General features: G+C 66.7%; 21 protein-coding genes and 1 pseudogene. 13 read left to right on the top strand and 9 right to left on the bottom strand.

The genetic code is table 11. The features are described from left to right. The first annotated feature begins 1 nt into the window (after window position 1). Window positions 2-1603, top strand: coding sequence for a fatty-acid--CoA ligase FadD8 (fadD8, locus tag BN3385_RS06355; protein ID WP_059015737.1), 1602 nt, complete (start codon window positions 2-4; stop codon window positions 1601-1603). On the opposite strand, the gene BN3385_RS06350 is transcribed toward fadD8, so the two are convergent. Beyond that, window positions 1600-2376: an MBL fold metallo-hydrolase gene (locus tag BN3385_RS06350; RefSeq protein WP_059015736.1), complete on the bottom strand. Its 777-nt coding sequence runs from the start codon at window positions 2374-2376 to the stop codon at window positions 1600-1602. The two genes, fadD8 and BN3385_RS06350, sit on opposite strands and share 4 nt — an antisense overlap. Window positions 2377-2429: 53 nt before the next feature. Here BN3385_RS06350 and BN3385_RS06345 point away from each other — a divergent pair, with 53 nt between their 5' ends. After that, window positions 2430-2801 carry a winged helix-turn-helix transcriptional regulator gene (locus tag BN3385_RS06345; RefSeq protein WP_059015735.1) on the top strand — a complete coding sequence of 124 codons (372 nt, stop codon included), beginning with the start codon at window positions 2430-2432 and terminating at the stop codon, window positions 2799-2801. Window positions 2802-2808: 7 nt separating this feature from the next. Here BN3385_RS06345 and BN3385_RS06340 read toward each other — a convergent pair whose 3' ends face one another. Next, the gene (locus BN3385_RS06340) at window positions 2809-3024 is read right to left on the bottom strand and encodes a hypothetical protein (RefSeq protein WP_059015734.1); all 216 of its coding nucleotides are present in this window, start codon (window positions 3022-3024) and stop codon (window positions 2809-2811) included. Between the two features lie 100 nt (window positions 3025-3124). On the opposite strand from BN3385_RS06340, the gene BN3385_RS06335 reads away from it, so the two are divergent. From BN3385_RS06335 to BN3385_RS06315, 5 genes and pseudogenes are all read left to right on the top strand, one after another. Then, the gene (locus tag BN3385_RS06335) at window positions 3125-3808 is read left to right on the top strand and encodes an HAD family hydrolase (protein ID WP_059015733.1); all 684 of its coding nucleotides are present in this window, start codon (window positions 3125-3127) and stop codon (window positions 3806-3808) included. Window positions 3809-3995: 187 nt separating this feature from the next. After that, window positions 3996-4302 (top strand): annotated as a pseudogene (locus BN3385_RS28865) (hypothetical protein); the annotation flags it as partial. 42 nt (window positions 4303-4344) lie between these two features. Beyond that, window positions 4345-4797, top strand: coding sequence for a nitroreductase family deazaflavin-dependent oxidoreductase (locus tag BN3385_RS06325; RefSeq protein ID WP_059015732.1), 453 nt, complete (start codon window positions 4345-4347; stop codon window positions 4795-4797). Beyond that, window positions 4794-5426 carry a hypothetical protein gene (locus BN3385_RS06320; RefSeq protein ID WP_059015731.1) on the top strand — a complete coding sequence of 211 codons (633 nt, stop codon included), beginning with the start codon at window positions 4794-4796 and terminating at the stop codon, window positions 5424-5426. The genes BN3385_RS06325 and BN3385_RS06320 overlap by 4 nt, the downstream gene beginning before the upstream one ends. Then, window positions 5423-6328, top strand: coding sequence for a 1,4-dihydroxy-2-naphthoyl-CoA synthase (locus tag BN3385_RS06315; protein WP_059015730.1), 906 nt, complete (start codon window positions 5423-5425; stop codon window positions 6326-6328). Before BN3385_RS06320 ends, BN3385_RS06315 begins: the two co-directional genes overlap by 4 nt. On the opposite strand, the gene BN3385_RS06310 is transcribed toward BN3385_RS06315, so the two are convergent. Then, entirely contained in the window at window positions 6319-8031 is a 1713-nt protein-coding gene (locus BN3385_RS06310) for a beta strand repeat-containing protein (protein ID WP_156432599.1), read from the bottom strand. The genes BN3385_RS06315 and BN3385_RS06310 overlap by 10 nt on opposite strands. Before the next feature lie 152 nt (window positions 8032-8183). Here BN3385_RS06310 and BN3385_RS06305 point away from each other — a divergent pair, with 152 nt between their 5' ends. Continuing rightward, window positions 8184-8984 (top strand): SDR family oxidoreductase, encoded by an 801-nt coding sequence (locus BN3385_RS06305; protein WP_059016456.1) that lies wholly within the window; start codon window positions 8184-8186, stop codon window positions 8982-8984. A 15-nt stretch (window positions 8985-8999) separates the two neighbouring features. Then, window positions 9000-9386 carry a VOC family protein gene (locus BN3385_RS06300; protein WP_059015728.1) on the top strand — a complete coding sequence of 129 codons (387 nt, stop codon included), beginning with the start codon at window positions 9000-9002 and terminating at the stop codon, window positions 9384-9386. A 4-nt stretch (window positions 9387-9390) separates the two neighbouring features. Here the strand turns inward: BN3385_RS06300 and BN3385_RS06295 are convergent, their stop codons facing one another. Genes BN3385_RS06295 through BN3385_RS06285 form a run of 3 tightly spaced genes read right to left on the bottom strand, consistent with a single transcriptional unit; the run spans window position 9391 to window position 11292 of the window. Beyond that, a complete protein-coding gene (locus BN3385_RS06295; protein WP_059015727.1) occupies window positions 9391-9705 on the bottom strand; it encodes a DUF3349 domain-containing protein in 315 nt (104 codons plus the stop codon). A gap of 7 nt (window positions 9706-9712) precedes the next feature. Continuing rightward, the gene (locus BN3385_RS06290) at window positions 9713-9997 is read right to left on the bottom strand and encodes a hypothetical protein (RefSeq protein WP_059015726.1); all 285 of its coding nucleotides are present in this window, start codon (window positions 9995-9997) and stop codon (window positions 9713-9715) included. Window positions 9998-10026: 29 nt separating this feature from the next. Beyond that, complete coding sequence (locus BN3385_RS06285; protein WP_059015725.1) at window positions 10027-11292, bottom strand: inorganic phosphate transporter; 1266 nt, start codon at window positions 11290-11292, stop codon at window positions 10027-10029. Window positions 11293-11534: 242 nt separating this feature from the next. Between BN3385_RS06285 and BN3385_RS06280 the strand changes: the two genes are divergently transcribed. From BN3385_RS06280 to BN3385_RS06265, 4 genes are all read left to right on the top strand, one after another. Beyond that, on the top strand, window positions 11535-11837 hold the full coding sequence (locus tag BN3385_RS06280; protein WP_059015724.1) for a DUF3349 domain-containing protein: 303 nt from the start codon (window positions 11535-11537) through the stop codon (window positions 11835-11837). 68 nt (window positions 11838-11905) lie between these two features. Next, window positions 11906-13033, top strand: a complete 1128-nt coding sequence (gene menE / locus BN3385_RS06275; RefSeq protein WP_502688054.1) for an o-succinylbenzoate--CoA ligase — start codon at window positions 11906-11908, stop codon at window positions 13031-13033. Between the two features lie 27 nt (window positions 13034-13060). Further along, on the top strand, window positions 13061-13933 hold the full coding sequence (locus BN3385_RS06270; protein WP_059015722.1) for an alpha/beta fold hydrolase: 873 nt from the start codon (window positions 13061-13063) through the stop codon (window positions 13931-13933). Next, entirely contained in the window at window positions 13930-14319 is a 390-nt protein-coding gene (locus tag BN3385_RS06265; protein WP_059015721.1) for a TIGR03668 family PPOX class F420-dependent oxidoreductase, read from the top strand. Before BN3385_RS06270 ends, BN3385_RS06265 begins: the two co-directional genes overlap by 4 nt. Here BN3385_RS06265 and BN3385_RS06260 read toward each other — a convergent pair. Genes BN3385_RS06260 through BN3385_RS06250 form a run of 3 tightly spaced genes read right to left on the bottom strand, consistent with a single transcriptional unit; the run spans window position 14316 to window position 15989 of the window. Continuing rightward, window positions 14316-14792: an SRPBCC family protein gene (locus BN3385_RS06260; protein WP_059015720.1), complete on the bottom strand. Its 477-nt coding sequence runs from the start codon at window positions 14790-14792 to the stop codon at window positions 14316-14318. The two genes, BN3385_RS06265 and BN3385_RS06260, sit on opposite strands and share 4 nt — an antisense overlap. After that, a complete protein-coding gene (locus tag BN3385_RS06255; protein ID WP_059015719.1) occupies window positions 14789-15115 on the bottom strand; it encodes an ArsR/SmtB family transcription factor in 327 nt (108 codons plus the stop codon). The genes BN3385_RS06260 and BN3385_RS06255 overlap by 4 nt, the downstream gene beginning before the upstream one ends. Window positions 15116-15161: 46 nt before the next feature. After that, on the bottom strand, window positions 15162-15989 hold the full coding sequence (locus BN3385_RS06250; protein ID WP_156432598.1) for a helix-turn-helix domain-containing protein: 828 nt from the start codon (window positions 15987-15989) through the stop codon (window positions 15162-15164). Window positions 15990-16092: the final 103 nt, after the last annotated feature.

The raw sequence follows: 16092 nt of genomic DNA, 5'->3' as shown, positions 1-16092 counted from the left end.
CATGACCGACGAGCTGCTGCGCCATCCCCTGCATTCCGGCCACCTGACCGTCAAGGCGCTCAAGCGCAACAAGGACAAGCCGGTGCTGTTTCTGGGCGATACGACGCTGACCGGTGGTCAGCTCGCCGACCGCATCAGCCAGTACATTCAGGCGTTCGAGGCGCTGGGTGCGGGGACCGGGGCCACGGCGGGGTTGCTGTCGCTGAACCGGCCCGAGGTGCTGATGATCATCGGCGCCGGGCAGACCCAGGGCTATCGGCGGGTGGCACTACACCCTCTCGGCTCGCTGGATGACCACGCCTACGTTCTCAACGATGCGGGCGTGACGTCGTTGATCATCGACCCGAACCCGATGTTCATCGAGCGGGCGCAGGGACTGCTGGAGAAGGTGCCCGGCCTCAAGCAGGTGCTGACCCTGGGTCCGGTGCCCGAGGCGCTCGCCGACTCCGCGGTGGACCTGATCGCCGAGGCCGCCAAGTACGAGCCCAAGCCGCTGGTGGCCGCGGACCTTCCGCCCGATCACGTCGGCGGCATGGCCTACACCGGCGGCACCACCGGCAAGCCCAAAGGTGTGCTGGGCACCGCGCAGTCGATCACCACGATGACGACCGTCCAGCTCGCCGAGTGGGAGTGGCCGGAGAACCCGCGCTTCCTGATGTGCACCCCGCTGTCGCATGCCGGGGCGGCCTTCTTCGTGCCGACGATCATCAAGGGCGGCGAACTGGTGGTGCTCACCAAGTTCGACCCGGCCGAGGTGTTGCGGGTGATCGAGGAGCAGAAGATCACCGCCACCATGCTGGTGCCGTCGATGATCTACGCGCTGATGGATCATCCGGATTCCCATACCCGCGACCTGTCCTCGCTGGAGACGGTGTACTACGGCGCCTCAGCGATGAACCCGGTGCGGCTGGCCGAGGCGATCCGCCGGTTCGGGCCGATCTTCGCCCAGTACTACGGACAGTCCGAAGCACCGATGGTGATCTCGTATCTGTCCAAGGCCGACCACGACGAGAAGCGGCTGACCTCCTGCGGGCGGCCCACCCTGTTCGCGCGCACCGCCCTGCTGGACGCCGACGGCAACGAGGTGCCTCAGGGCGAGGTCGGCGAGATCTGTGTGTCCGGGCCGCTGTTGAGCGGCGGGTACCACAACCTGCCCGAGGAGACCGCCAAGACGTTCAAGGACGGCTGGCTGCACACCGGGGACATGGCCCGCGAGGACGAGGACGGTTTCTGGTTCATCGTCGACCGGGTCAAGGACATGATCGTCACCGGCGGCTTCAATGTGTTCCCACGTGAGGTCGAAGACGTGGTGGCCGAGCATCCCGCCGTCGCGCAGGTGTGCGTGATCGGCACCCCGGATGAGAAGTGGGGCGAGGCCGTCACCGCGGTGATCGTGCTGCGCCCCGATCACCCCTCCGACGACGCGTCGGTGGCCAGGGTCACCGAGGAGATCCAGGCCGCCGTCAAGGAACGCAAGGGCTCGGTGCAGGCACCCAAGCAGGTGATCGTGGTCGACTCGGTGCCGGTGACCGCGCTGGGCAAGCCAGACAAGAAGGCCGTGCGCGCCCAGTTCTGGGAAGGCGCCGACCGGGCCGTGGGCTAAGCCGCCGAGATCCGGGCCTGCTCGATCGCCTGACCGAGCGCACCCGGGGTGGCATCGGGTTCGCCGTGAGCGGGCAGCAGCGCGGCCGAACCGTAAGCACGCATCAGGGACAGGTTCTTGAGGCACTGGTTGTCGTAATCGGGATCCTCGCTGAAGACGAGCGGGCCCACGTGGCCGAACATCGGATCGCGCGTCATCAGGGTGTCGCCGGTGAACATCAAGTCCAGCCCGGGATGGTGTAGGACGCAGTTTCCCGGTGAATGTCCCGGCACCAGAATCGGTGTCAATCGCCCGGGCACCTCGAGTTCCTGGCCAGCAACGAAGGCTCGTGCGCCGGGCACCGGAGGCTGGGCGTACACCGAGTCGGCCACCGCCTCGGCGAGCATTCCACGCCCGCGCAGTGGGTGCTGACGCAGCCGGCGTGGCGGCCGGCGCACCGCCGTGGTTCGGGCGGCTTCGACGTCACGCTCGTGGACGTAGACCGGAACACCGCGGCGGTCGAACTCGCCAGCGAAGCCGAGGTGGTCGGCATGGCCGTGGGTGATCACGATGGCCTCGATATCGCGGTGGCTGCGGCCAGTGGCTGCCAGCCAGGCGTTGAGGTAGCGCAGGTGGCCGTAGAACCCGGTATCGACCAGCGTGACCGAGCGGTCCTCGGTGATGGCGTAGAAGTTCACCCGTCGGCTGCCGAGCAGCCACACCCCGTCGGCCACTTCCTGCGGGGTGCGGGCGGTGGCGAACCAGTTACGGGATCGAACGCGAGCAGCTTCCATTTCGGAAGTATGAGTCACTTCCAAAATGGAAGTCAAGGGGTTAGCGTGGTGGGGTGAATCCGCATGCCGAGGCCGACTGCCCGATGGCTCATGCGATCGGGCTTCTCGGCGACCGGTGGTCCTTGGTGGTGATCCGGGAGGCCCTCGACGGGGCGACGCGCTACGACGACTTCAAGTCGCGACTGGACATGTCCGACAACACCCTCTCGCGCAAGCTGCGCGAACTGGTCGGCGCCGGGCTACTGGAGCGCTGCACTGACCGCGGCCGGCCCCAGTACCGGCCCACGTCGGCTGCGGTTGATCTGGCGCGGGTCATTGCCCTACTGGGCGACTGGAATCAGCGCTGGTTCCCGGTCGACAATCCACGCCGACCACCGGCGGCCGTCAGTGAGGCCGCAGAGGTACTCGGCTTGGAAATCAGATAGCGCGGCGTCAGCAGAGCGCTGCGGCGCCCAGCAACCCGCCCGCGATGAGGGTGATGCCGACAACGGCGTGGCCCTGACCGGTTGCCGCCGAGATCACGATGCCCACGATGGCCGCGATCACGACAACGGTCAGAACGAAGGCCATGAAGATGCGCGAAAAGCTGCGGGGCGTCGACGACGCACCAGCGAGGGCGGCATGGGTCGGATCGTTCACAGCCGTCATCGAACACCTCCATATGTGAGGGTGCTCACCTTATCAGAGATACGTGATGCACGTCACTTATGTGCAGGGGTGTCAATTTGCGAAGTGCAACGATGGAGCCATGCTTTTACGCGCCGTCCTGTTCGATTTCTCCGGCACCCTGTTCCGTCTCGAGGAGGACGACAGCTGGTTCGCCGGCATGGAGTTGATCGACGAGGACGGCCGCAGGGAAGTCGACGAACACGTGCAGGCCGAGCTGATGGAACGGCTTACCCACCCGACCGGCGGCCGCGGCGTCGAGATGTCGCCGGAGGCCTACCAGACCTGGGTGCGTCGCGACCTGGCCTCGCACCTGCACCGCGAGGCCTACCTGCACGTGCTGCGTGCATCGGGCCTACCGGAGAACCACGCACGATCGCTGTACGCCAAGGTCGTCGACCCCGCGTCGTGGGCGCCCTATCCCGACACCGTGCAGGTGCTGCGATCGCTGCGCGAGCGTGGCCTCAAGGTCGCGGTGGTCTCCAACATCGCGTTCGACATCCGGCCGGCCTTCGAGGCGGCCGGAGCGTCCGTCGATGAGTTCGTGCTGTCCTTCGAAGTGGGGTCGGTGAAGCCCGACCCGGCGATCTTCCAGGTGGCGCTGGAGCGGCTGGGGGTGTCCGCGCAGGAGGCGGTCATGGTCGGCGACAGCGAGGAAAACGACGGCGCGGCGCGCAACCTCGGATGCGACTTCGTTCTGGTCGATCCGCTGCCGATCGAGCAGCGGCCGACGGGATTGGTCGACGGGCTCCGCGCCCACCTCTGAGCGACTCCGGGGCCCGGCGTGGATGGCCGGATTTTTCGGACCACACCATTAGTGCCCACCTTTGAGCGACTCCGGGGCCTGGCGCGGGTGACCGGATTTCCGGACCACACCATCAGTGCCCACCTTTGAGCGACTCCGGGGCCCGGTTAGGCCGGCGCTGTCGGAGGGGCGTGCGAGGGTGCCGGGTATGCCGACCCGATACGTACTGCGGGGTACCGAACTGCGGTACACGTTGACCCGCCTGCTGCAACTGACGGGCCAGAGCTCGGTTACGGAACTTGTTGCCGCGCTGGAGCTCTGGAACTTCACCGTGCCCGGACGGCCGACCAAGACGGTGTCCGACGCATTGCGCTGGGAGATGCAGCACGACCGGGTGTTGCGCCGTGGCCGCGGCCGCTACAGCGCGACCTGGATGCCGCGCAGCACCGAGCATCGGATCATCACCCGGGTATCGACACTGCGACTGGCCGCCGAGTCGCTCAGAGGCGGGCACGAGTCCCCCACGCCGGAAGACGCGGAGGGTAGCGTGGGACGTCATGGCTGACTCCGAGCGCATCACACCGCCGTGGTGGCTGAAGCCGATGAACAAAGTCTTCATGGGCGCGCTACGACTGGGCATCATCAAAGACGGCCCGGTGGTCCTGACCGTGCCGGGCCGCAAGTCCGGTAAGCCGAGGGCCACCCCGATCACCCCGTTCACCGTCGACGGCAAGCGTTATGTGGTCGGCGGTTTTCCCGGGGCGGATTGGGTGCGCAACGCCCGCGCTGCCGACGTCGCCACCCTCACCCAGGGCAAGCACACCGAACGCGTTCACATGGTCGAGTTGCCTGCCGAGGAGGCGCGACCGCTCCTGCGGGCCTTCCCCACCCTGGTGCCCACCGGCGTGAACTTCATGAAGAACGCAGGACTGGTCACCGAGGGCAGACCGGATGAGTTCGAGGCATTGGCGGGACGGTGCGCGGTGTTCCGATTCGACCCGGCCTCATGACCCGGCTGTGGATGCTCGCAGCGGCAGCACTGGTTGCCGCGACGGTCAATGCCCCTGCCGCCCAAGCAGATCCGTTCTGCACCGAGGACGGTCCCCCACCGGGTTCAGCCAGCAAGCCCTACGACGGTGGCACCCTCTGGGTCAGCCCGGACGGGCTGGTCGGCGTGACCACCGACGCGGGTAACGGCCGGGTGCGGGTGCTGAGCGCCTCGCCGATGCCGTTGCAGGCGATGGTCGTCGACGCCCAAGCCAACGGTCAGCGCCAGCTCATCGTCAGCAACGGCCGGGTGGCGCACCTGTTCGCACTCGCCGGGTGCAAGATCGACATGGTCTACGACGGTCAGGGCGAACCGTTCCAGTTCGACCTGCAGAACCTGCGCGGTAAGGGCACCGGAGTCGGGTGCAGTGACTTGGGCGACGGACCGCATCTGGTAGGACTGCAAGCACTGCCCGACGGTTCCGGGTACACAGTGCGCCGCACCGAGATCGACCTCGACGGGTCGACCGCGACCATCGGCCGCTCCGATACCGTCCCGGGCACCTCACCGCAGGACCCGGTCGTCGCATGGGCGATGACCATCAGCTGCGGCGAGCGGACCATGACCCAGGACGGAGTTCAACAGCCTTGAGTGCGGACAACCCCTTCGACCCGTCGGTGTGGCGGGTCGTCGACGGTTTCGAGGACCTGACCGACATCACCTACCACCGCCACGTCTCCGACGGCACGGTACGGGTGGCGTTCAACCGGCCCGAGGTGCGTAACGCCTTCCGGCCGCACACCGTCGACGAGCTGTACCGCACACTCGATCACGCGCGGATGTCGCCCGACGTGGGCGTGGTGCTGCTGACGGGCAACGGGCCCTCCCCGAAGGACGGCGGCTGGGCGTTCTGCTCCGGCGGCGACCAGCGCATCCGCGGGCGCACCGGCTATCAGTACGCCAGCGGCGAGACCGCCGACACCGTCGACGCTGCCCGCGCCGGTCGGCTGCACATCCTCGAGGTGCAGCGGCTGATCCGGTTCATGCCCAAGGTCGTCATCTGTCTGGTCAATGGCTGGGCCGCCGGCGGCGGGCACAGCCTGCACGTGGTGTGTGACCTGACCCTGGCCAGCCGTGAGCACGCCCGCTTCAAGCAGACCGACGCCGACGTCGGCAGCTTCGACGGCGGCTACGGCAGCGCCTACCTGGCCCGCCAGGTCGGCCAGAAGTTCGCCCGGGAGATCTTCTTCCTCGGCGAGACCTACACCGCTGAGCAGATGCATCAGATGGGGGCCGTCAATCGGGTGGTCGACCACGCCGAGTTGGAAACCGCCGGCGTGGCCTGGGCCAAGGCCATCAACGGCAAATCGCCTCAGGCGCAACGCATGCTGAAGTTCGCGTTCAACCTGCTCGACGACGGCCTGGTCGGCCAGCAGCTGTTCGCCGGGGAGGCCACCCGGCTGGCCTACATGACCGACGAAGCCGTCGAAGGTCGAGATGCGTTCCTGGAGAAGCGCGATCCCGACTGGACGCCGTTCCCGCGCTACTTCTGAGCGACGATCACGGTCTTATCGTCGCCGGCACCGGTGTCGGCGATCGCGCTGGTGCCGATAGCGATGGCGGTGTTGCCGCTGCCCGGTCCGGCGATGGCGCTGCTGCCGGTTCCGATGGCCGCGGCGAGGTTACCCGTTGAACCCGCGCCGGCACCGGCTTTCACCACCCCGTTGTCGTCGCCGATGACCCAGGCGACGTTCAGTTCCGCGTCGACCGCGGACCCCGCAGTTGTCCCAGCATCATTGTCGTTACCGCGGATCATCACTGAATTACGTTGCCCCACAGCGAAGACGCTCTGGTTCTCGTCGCCTTCGATGTCCACACTGTTGCCGATGGACCCGGCCAGCGCACCGGCGTAGATGGCCTGATTGCTGTCGCCCCGAACCCGGATCGAATTGAAATTGGACCCGGAGGTGTTGCCGGAGTTCACGCTATTGAGGTCGCCGCGGATCGACGCGCTATTGCCCAGCGCGCCTGTCGTGCCTACGTTGGCGGTGTTCTGATCGCCGAACACCCTGGCAGAACCGAAGACTCCGTATACGTTGACCGTGTTCTCGTCGCCGACGACCCACGCTCGGTTCGCCAGCGAGTTGCTGGCCGCGCCGATATTGAGCTGATTGTCGTCACCGAGGAGAAGTGCGAAGTTGCCTTTGGAGTCGGTGAGGTCGCCAACCAGTGCCGTGTTGCCGTCGCCGATGAGCTGCAGGATGTTGCCTTCCGCTCCGTCCCCGAAGCCGGCGTCGGCGGTGTTGCCGTCGCCGATGATCCAGGCGAAGTTGAACCGGGCATCGAGGCCATTACCGACATCGAGGTCGTTGCCGTCGCCGAAGACGATCCCGGTATTGCCGACATTGCCGTCGCGCCTTCCGACCTCGATTGCGGCATTGCTGTCGCCGACGACGATCGCCGTGTTGTAGCTGGCGCCCTGCCCGGCTCCGGCATAAACCCGAGTGTTGTCGTCACCCACTACGACCACCGAGTTACCGCGGGCGTCGGCGAAGCCACCGGCCTGGAACGTCCCAACGTTGTCGTTTCCCCGGATGTAGACCGAATTGCGTTGTCCCACCGCGAAGGCCCCCTGATTGCCGTCGCCCACGATCCGCACCGAGTTGCCATTCGATCCGGCAAGAGCACCCGCGTAGACAGAGGCATTGTTGTCCCCGCGGATCTCCACCGAATTGAAGTTCGACCCGGTGGTCTGGCCGGCCGACGCGGTATTGGCGTTGCCCACGATCCGCACCCGATTGCCGATGGTGTCCGGGGTGCCGGCATTACCGGTGTTGTTGTCTCCGAAGATCAGCACCGAACTCAACGTTCCCGCGGCTGTCCCGCTGCTGGTATTGCCCACCACGATCGCCCCGCTGAACAGACCGCTGGACACCGCCGAGCTGTTGGCACCGAGCGCCACCGCGAGCGAACCGAAGCCGTCCGAGGTCGACGTCGCAGTCCCCATCTGGACCAGCTGTCGGCCATTGAGCGAGACGGCGATGTCCATCGTCGGAGTCGCCGCCGCCACCGCAGTCCGCGAGGAGGACCGGGCCGGGGCGGCACTCGAGGACCGCGCGGAGGAATCCCGTTTAGCCGAGCCGGTGGACGAACCCGCGTCGGCCAGCGCTATCGGAGCAGCGGCGAGGCCGGACCCCACCCCCAATGCGATCGCCAAAGCTCCGACCCGGCCAACATAACCCGCATGACCCCTCATGACCGCTCCTGTGCGCTCGACCTGTCCTTGCCTTCGCAAGCTATCGGCATCGTCGTCAATTTGCTGCGGTTTCGACACCGCCGTCATCGTTAGACTCGGGATCCGTGAATCCGTTGCGCCGCAGGTTGACCGAAGCCATCGCGCTGGCCGGTATGCGTCCCCCGATCAGCGTGCCCACCGGCACCACGGTCAGCTTGCGCGGTAAGCGCGTCCTGGTCACCGGCGCCTCCTCGGGGATCGGCGAGGCCGGCGCCGAAATGTTCGCCGAAGCGGGCGCCGACGTCATCGTGGTGGCTCGCCGCGCCGACCTGCTCGACGCCGTCGCCGACCGCATCACGGCCAGCGGGGGTTCGGCACGCGCGATCCCCTGCGACCTTGCCGACCTCGATGCCGTCGACGCCCTGGTCGACGCCGTCGGCGATGTCGACATCCTGGTCAACAACGCGGGCCGCTCGATCCGCCGCCCGCTGGCCGACTCACTGGATCGGTGGCACGACGTCGAGCGCACCATGGCGCTCAACTACTACTCCCCGCTGCGCCTGATCCGGGGTTTTGCTCCCGGCATGATCGAACGCGGCGATGGCCACATCATCAACGTCTCCACCTGGGGTGTGCTGAGCGAGGCCTCGCCGTTGTTCGGGGTGTACAACGCCTCGAAGTCCGCGCTGAGCGCGGTGAGCCGGGTCATCGAAACCGAGTGGTCGAACCAGGGCGTGCACTCGACCACGCTGTACTACCCGTTGGTGGCGACCCCGATGATCGCGCCGACGCGGGCCTACGACGGCCTTCCCGCCCTCAGCCCGCGCGAAGCCGGCCAGTGGATGATCGACGCGGCGCGACACCGGCCGGTGCGCATCGCCCCGCGCATCGCGGTCACCGCCCGCGCCATCGACGTCGTCGCCCCGGGCGTGCTCAACCGGATGATGAAGCGTCAGCGCATGCAGCCCAACTGAGGTAGACACACAACCATGGAGATCCTGGCGAGCCGGATGCTGTTTCGGCCGGCCGACTACGAACGCTCGGTGCGCTTCTACCGCGACGACATCGGTCTGGCCATCGCCCGCGAATACGGCGGCGGCATCGTGCTCTACGCCGGGCAGTCCCTGATCGAACTCGCTGCACACGGCGCGCCCACCAAGCCGGGTGGACCATTCCCCGGCGCGCTGTGGCTGCAGGTGCGCGACGTCTACGCCACCGAAGACGAATTACGAAGCCGCAGTGTGGAAATCGCCCGAGAAGCCCGGCAGGAGCCGTGGGGTCTGCACGAAATGCACGTCACCGACCCCGACGGGGTGACGCTGATCTTCGTGCAGATTCCCGACGATCACCCGCTGCGCAGAGACACCCGCGGCTGATCGACTAGCCGTGGTCGGCCAGCGGCCAGCCCACCATCGCCAGCCGCCCGGCGACCTGGTTGATCTCGTCGGGTGTCGGCTCTTTCTCAATGGTTTCGCGGATGGCAGCGCGAATCTGATCGGCTGTCACCGGGCTTTCGGCGTCACCGTCCTTGAGGATCGTGAACGCGGCGGACACCACCTCGTCCTCCGACAGCGTCCGCTTCAGCAGCGCCAGCAGCGGGTAGTAGTCCTTCGGCGGGACGCCGTCGGGGAAACCACTGCGAAGCCAGCCCAGGACGTTCTGGAAGAAGCTCGACTGCTCAGTCTGCGTCGACATCAGCCACTCACTTCTTGGGCAGCATCGGGAACAGATCAATCCCGAAGTGGTGGATGATCGTCGCCCTGGTGATCCAGGCGACCGCGGTGAGGATCACCAGCGACACGAACACGAACAGCAGGATGCCGAGGTACTTCAGCGCCGGATTGGGCTTGTGGATCACGTGGTCGGCTTCTTCACCACCGGCGCCGAACGAATAGGCCAGCATCCCGGTGGCGAACAGGGCCGGCAAGCCGGCTCCCAGGACCAGCCCGACGATGAGCACCTTGAAGATGGACTCGAAGTAATGCATCTACGTTGTCCTTCTGCTCGAAGCCGCGGTCAGACCGACGCCGTGGGCTTGGTCGGCTTGGCTGGCTTGACGGGCTTGGTGGCTTCGCGAACCTCTGCCGGCACAACCGAATTCGTGGACGTATCCCACTCGGCGTTGACGTTGCGATGGTCGACCTTCTGCTGCTGGGCCCGCCACCACATGTAGAACGACAGACCCACCAGGAGGACGAAGATCAGTCCGTCGCCCATCAACTGGGATCCGGTGATGTCCTTAACGAGGTAGGACACCCCGTAGGACAGCGCGCCGACGAGACCCGCGGCAGGCAAGGTGATCAGCCAGGCCACGGCCATCCGGCCGGCCACCGCCCAGCGGACCTCAGCGCCCGGCTTGCCGACGCCGCTGCCCAGGATGGACCCCGTGGCGACGTGGGTGGTGGACAACGCCATACCGGCGGCGCTGGAGCTCAGGATGATGGCGGCCGATGAGGCTTCGGCGGCCAGGCCCTGGGGCGATTCGATCTCGACCAGACCCTTGCCGAGCGTGCGGATCACCCGCCAGCCACCGAGATAGGTGCCCAGGCCGATCGCCACCGCGCAGCTGAAGATGATCCAGAACGGCAGGCCGTCCTTCTTCACGTCGCCGGTCAGGTGACCGGTGGTGATCAGCGCCAGGGCGATCACGCCCATCGTCTTCTGGGCGTCATTGGTCCCGTGCGACAGCGCGACCAGCGAGGCGGTGGCGATCTGCCCCCAGCGGAAGCCTTCCTCGCGGCGGCGGGCCAGCACCTTGCGGGTGATCCGGTACACCAGCCAGGTGCCGCAGGCCGCGACAAGGCCGGCGATCACCGGGGCCGCGAGCGCGGGAATCAGCACCTTCTGGGTGACGCCGGTCCAGTTGACGCCGTTGGTGCCGAGCGCGGCCAGACCGGCACCGATCAGTCCGCCGAACAGGGCGTGCGAGGAACTCGACGGGATGCCGAACAGCCAGGTGAGCAGATTCCAGAGGATGCCGCCGATGAGTCCGGCGAAGATGATCGTCAGGCCCATCGAGGCGTCGATGTTGGGCAGCAGCTGACCGGTCTTGGAGTCCTGGACCTTGAGCACCGAGGTGGTGACGGTGACCGCCACCTCGACCGAGAGGAAGGCGCCGATGAGGTTCAGGATGCCGGCCAGCAGCACGGCGGTCTTGGGCTTGAGCGCACCGGTGGCGATCGAGGTCGCCATCGCATTTCCGGTGTCGTGGAAGCCGTTGGTGAAGTCGAAAGCCAACGCGGTGGCAATCAGCAGCACCAGGATGATCATCTCGCCACTCATGGCTGTGATTCTGCTGGGTCGTGGGACCCTTTGACTAGTTGCCGAAAGTCACCGGAATGGCCCCGATCAGGGAATTTGCGAACAGCCCGCAGGTGTTCACCTGCTGTTCATCTTCCGGAGTTGCTGGGTTGGCCCGTTCGGTGGGGGTCGAGGTAGATCAATAGGGCGGTGCAGTCGTGCGCCAACTAGGATTTTCGACATCCATCGGGCGCCTCACACGCCCCGGGCAGGGAGACGCCGCGGTGACCAACTTCATCACCAAAATCGTGGCCTGGATCAAATCCGGGTACCCCGATGGAGTGCCGCGCCCCGACCAGGTTCCACTGTTCGCACTGCTGCGCCGCCGGCTCAGCGATGAGGAGGTCAAGGCCGTCGCCCACACCCTCCTCGACGGTGGCGACTTCGACCACATCGACATCGGTGTCCTCATCACCCAGATCACCGACGAACTGCCCGCACCCGACGACATCGAACGGGTTCGGGCCAAGCTGGCGGCCTACGGTTGGCCGCTGGACGATCCGCGAGACAGCGAGGACGTCGAATAACCACGCTACGAGCACTGGCCATCCCTCCCGGCCCATCGGCACTGTCGCTGATGGCCGCCCTCGAGGGGGTGCTCGACGGGCGCGATGCCCCGCTGGTGCCGATCCCGGCCGGTGATCTGCGGGAGAGTGAATTGCTGACCACCTCGCTGCGGGTCGGCGAGGAGATCGACGACGACGTGGCCCTGGTGGTCTCGACGTCGGGCACCACCGGAACACCCAAGGGCGCGATGCTCACGCCGGCTGCGTTGATCGCCAGCGCGTCAGCCACCCACGACCGTCTCGGCGGCCTCGGCACCTGGCTCCTCGCGCTGCCCGCCCACCACATCGCCGGCATCCAGGTGTTGGTACGCAGCCTGCAGGCCGGCACCGTACCCGTCGAACTCGATGTCTCGGCAGGTTTCGACGTGACCGAATTGCCCACGGCGATAGCTCAATTGGGCTCCGGCCGTAAGTACACCTCGCTGGTGGCGACCCAACTCGCCAAAGCTCTGCTGAACCCCGAGGCCACCGCGGCGCTGGCCGAACTCGACGCCGTGCTCCTCGGCGGCGGCCCCGCCCCGCGGCCGGTGCTCGAGGGTGCGACAGCGGCCGGAATCGCGGTGGTGCGGACCTACGGCTCGAGTGAAACCTCGGGCGGCTGCGTGTACGACGGTGTGCCACTGGACGGGGTCCGGATCCGGCTCGACGACGGAACCGAACCGGGTGAGGGCCGCATCGTGATCGGTGGTTCGACGTTGGCCAAGGGCTATCGGACGCCGCCGAATCCGGACCCGTTCGCCGAGTTGGGCTGGTTCCACACCGACGACCTCGGCAGGTTCGACGACGCCGGACGTCTGGTGGTGCTGGGCCGGGCCGACGAGGCGATCAGCACGGGCGGGCTGACGGTAATGCCCGCGCCGGTCGAGGCCGTGCTCTCGCGGCATCCGGCTGTCGCCGACTGCGCAGTCTTCGGGGTGCCCGACGACCGTCTGGGCCAGCGGGTGGTAGCCGCCGTGGTTCTGGTGGCCGGCGCGGTCGAGCCGAGTGTGGCCGAGATCAAGGAGTATCTGGCGCATTCGCTGGATTCGACGGCCGCACCGCGGGAACTCCACGTCGTGGACGAACTGCCCCGCCGCGGCATCGGCAAACTCGACCGCCGGGCACTGCGGCAACGCTTCGAAAACGGTGGAGATTTGCCAGGCGGCTATGGTTGGTGAACAATTGTTCACTGAAGGAGGTCTTCTATGGGCGAGCTGAAGTATCTCGACCTGCACGGTGACCAAGTGGCCTACCTCGACGAGGGTCAGGGCGAGGTGATCCTGCTCCTACACGGGATGGCCGGCAGTTCACAGACCTGGCGTTCGGTGATCCGTCCGCTGTCGCGTCGCTACCGCGTGGTGGCGCCCGACCTGCTCGGCCACGGTCACTCGGCCAAACCCCGCAGCGACTATTCACTGGGCGCCTTCGCGGTCTCGCTGCGCGATCTGCTCGACGAGATCGGCGTGGCACGGGCCACGGTGGTCGGGCACTCGCTCGGTGGTGGCGTGGCGATGCAGTTCGTCTATCAGCACCCCGACTACGCCGAGCGGCTGATCCTCATCGGCAGCGGTGGGCTGGGTCCCGACGTCGGCTGGACCCTGCGCCTGCTGTCGGCGCCCGGGGCCGAGCTGATCATGCCGATCATCGCGCCGCCGCCGGTGCTGTCGGTCGGCGAGAAGGTCCGCTCCTTCTTCGCCAAGATGGGTGTGGAATCCCCGCGCGGCGCCGAGATCTGGAATGCCTACAGTTCGTTCTCCGATCCCGAAACCCGTCAGGCGTTCCTGCGCACGCTGCGCTCGGTGGTGGACTATCGCGGCCAGGCCGTCAGCGCGCTGAACCGCCTGCACGTCAAAGCCGATCTGCCGACCATGGCGATCTGGGGCGACGAAGACGCCATCATTCCGGTCCAGCATGCCTACGCCGTGCAGGAGACCCGGCCCGACGTCCGGCTGGAAGTGCTGTCCGGGGTGGGCCATTTCCCTCAAGTGGAGCGGCCGATGGAGGTGGTCGACCTGATCGAGGACTTCATCGCCAGCACACCGGGTGCCGTCGTCGATCAGCCCGCCACCCAGGTGTGAGTTCGCGCTTCGCGTCCGCGCCTGTCGCGCGGCTGGCCACGGTCACTCCGGAGGGCCGCCCGCATACGGTGCCGATTGTGTTCGCCGCCGACGGAGATGTGGTGTACACCGCGGTGGACGGTAAGCCGAAGTCGACGAATCGTCTACGCCGCCTGGCCAATATCGCCGCGAACCCGGCAGTGAGCGTTCTGGTCGACCAATACGACGAGGACTGGTCGCAGCTGTGGTGGGTGCGGGCCGACGGAATCGCGGCGGTGCTCACCGAGGGACCGGAGTTCGAGCACGCACTGGCGTTGCTGCGGGCGAAATACCCTCAGTACGAAACGGTTTCGCTGGATGGACCGGTAATCCGGATCGCCGTGACTTCGTGGGCCAGCTGGCCCTAGTGTGCGCCGACGGCACGGTAGGCGTCGAGGATTCCGCCCCAGCCATTGGGCGAGGAGAAGACTGCCTTCAGCTCGTCCGCCCGATCGCCGAAACGCTCCAAATGACCATGCCGCAAGGCAAGTTTCGTGTGCCCCGGTTCGGATTCGACGAAGGTGATGTCGACATCGGTTTCGAACTCTGGGTCGTAGCGCCAGTCCGCATCGAGCTGCCAGGCGAGCACCAGGCGATGCGGCGGCTCCCACGCCAGCACCCGTCCCCACTGACATTCGCTGCCGTCGGCACTGCGCTCGTACCAGCGCCCGCCGATCCAGGGTTCGATCACCACAGCCTCGAAGGGCGCTGCGCCGATCGAATGACTGGCCGGCCAGAACTCCGACATGCGGGCGGTGAACAGATCAAAAGCGGCCTCAGGTGCCAGCGGCACGCCGATGGTGCGGGTGACGTGTACGTCGGAATCGGACTGAATGGTCATCGGTGGCGTCCTTCCTTGCGATGCGCTTCGGCCTCGGCCAATAGCGCGAAGTTGTCGAGGGTGGTTTCCCAGAAGCTGTCGAAATAGGCCCGCACGGCCGCCAATCCGGCCTGGTTGACGCGATAGAGCCGCCGGGTTCCGACGGCGGTCTCCACCACGAGCCCGGCGTCTTTGAGGACCCGTAGATGTTGCGAGACCGCAGGCCGGGATATCGGTAGTTGGTCGGCGAGCACGCCGACCGCAACGGGACCTCGGGCCACCTTCTCGAAGATTGACCGGCGGGTCTTGTCGCCGAGGGCGTCGAGGACGGCTGACGCGGACATATCCGTAAGTTACAACTAACGGTAAGCAGCAGTCAACCGTTAGTTTTCACTTACCTCTATCTGGCTGGGAACGCCGGATCTCGCCGGGCGTTGTCCCTTTGAGCTGCTTGAGGCACCTGGTCAGATGCGGTTGCCCGGAGAAACCCGTCATATGTGCGATCGCGGCGATGGGCAGATCCGTGCGACCCAGCAATTCGGCGGCCTGATCCGCCCGCAGGCGCATGAGGTACTGGTGTGCCGGCAGACTCGTCGCCTCTTTGAAGGCAGCGGCGAAGACCCGCCTCGGCAGACCGACATGCTCAGCCATCCGGTCGACGGTCCACGGCTCAGCGAGTGTCTGCTCGAGGTCGGCAAGCAGGGCAGCCAGAGCCGCGGAGGTCAGACGTGCCGCGGCCGGGTCGGACTCCTGCCCCTGGGCCAGTCTGAGCACATTGGCGACGATGACTCCGAGCGACCACATCTGCGCCGCCTCGGTGTCGGATTGGCCGCCTTCGAGCCGGCGCGCGAGTTCGGCGACTACCGCGTCGCGAGCAGGGCCCCGCAGCAGCGGCGCGAGGTCATCGAGATCCCCACCACCAGCCTGCCGAACCAAGTGGTCGGCCAACGACGGGTCCACCTGGAGCAGCGTCAACTCACGGCCATCGTCAATCCGAAACGCCGTAGGCCGGTCCGGCAAGCTCAGCAACAGATCACCGGGCCGGGTGTAGACCCGCCGCAGTCCCGCTCCCAAATCGATGTACGCATAGGAGCTGCCGCGCCGGACGACCCGAAGCTGGAGCAGGCCGGTCGGCGGATGGTCATAGTCACCCGCCGGAAAGAACACCCTCGACACCGACCACCGCGCGCCGTTCGGCACGTCGGGATAGTCGGCCATCACCTGGGTTGTCTACCACGATCGATCCCGCTTCATAGCGGCGGATCGTGTAACGGGCGCATTGTGAAAGACAATCCGTCGCCGCCCGACCATCCTGGGCACC

This window comes from Mycobacterium sp. M26, from assembly GCF_001494595.1.
GTDB lineage: Bacteria > Actinomycetota > Actinomycetes > Mycobacteriales > Mycobacteriaceae > Mycobacterium.
Note: the sequence above shows the minus strand (reverse complement) of the source record. Positions and strands in the feature narration are given on the sequence as shown.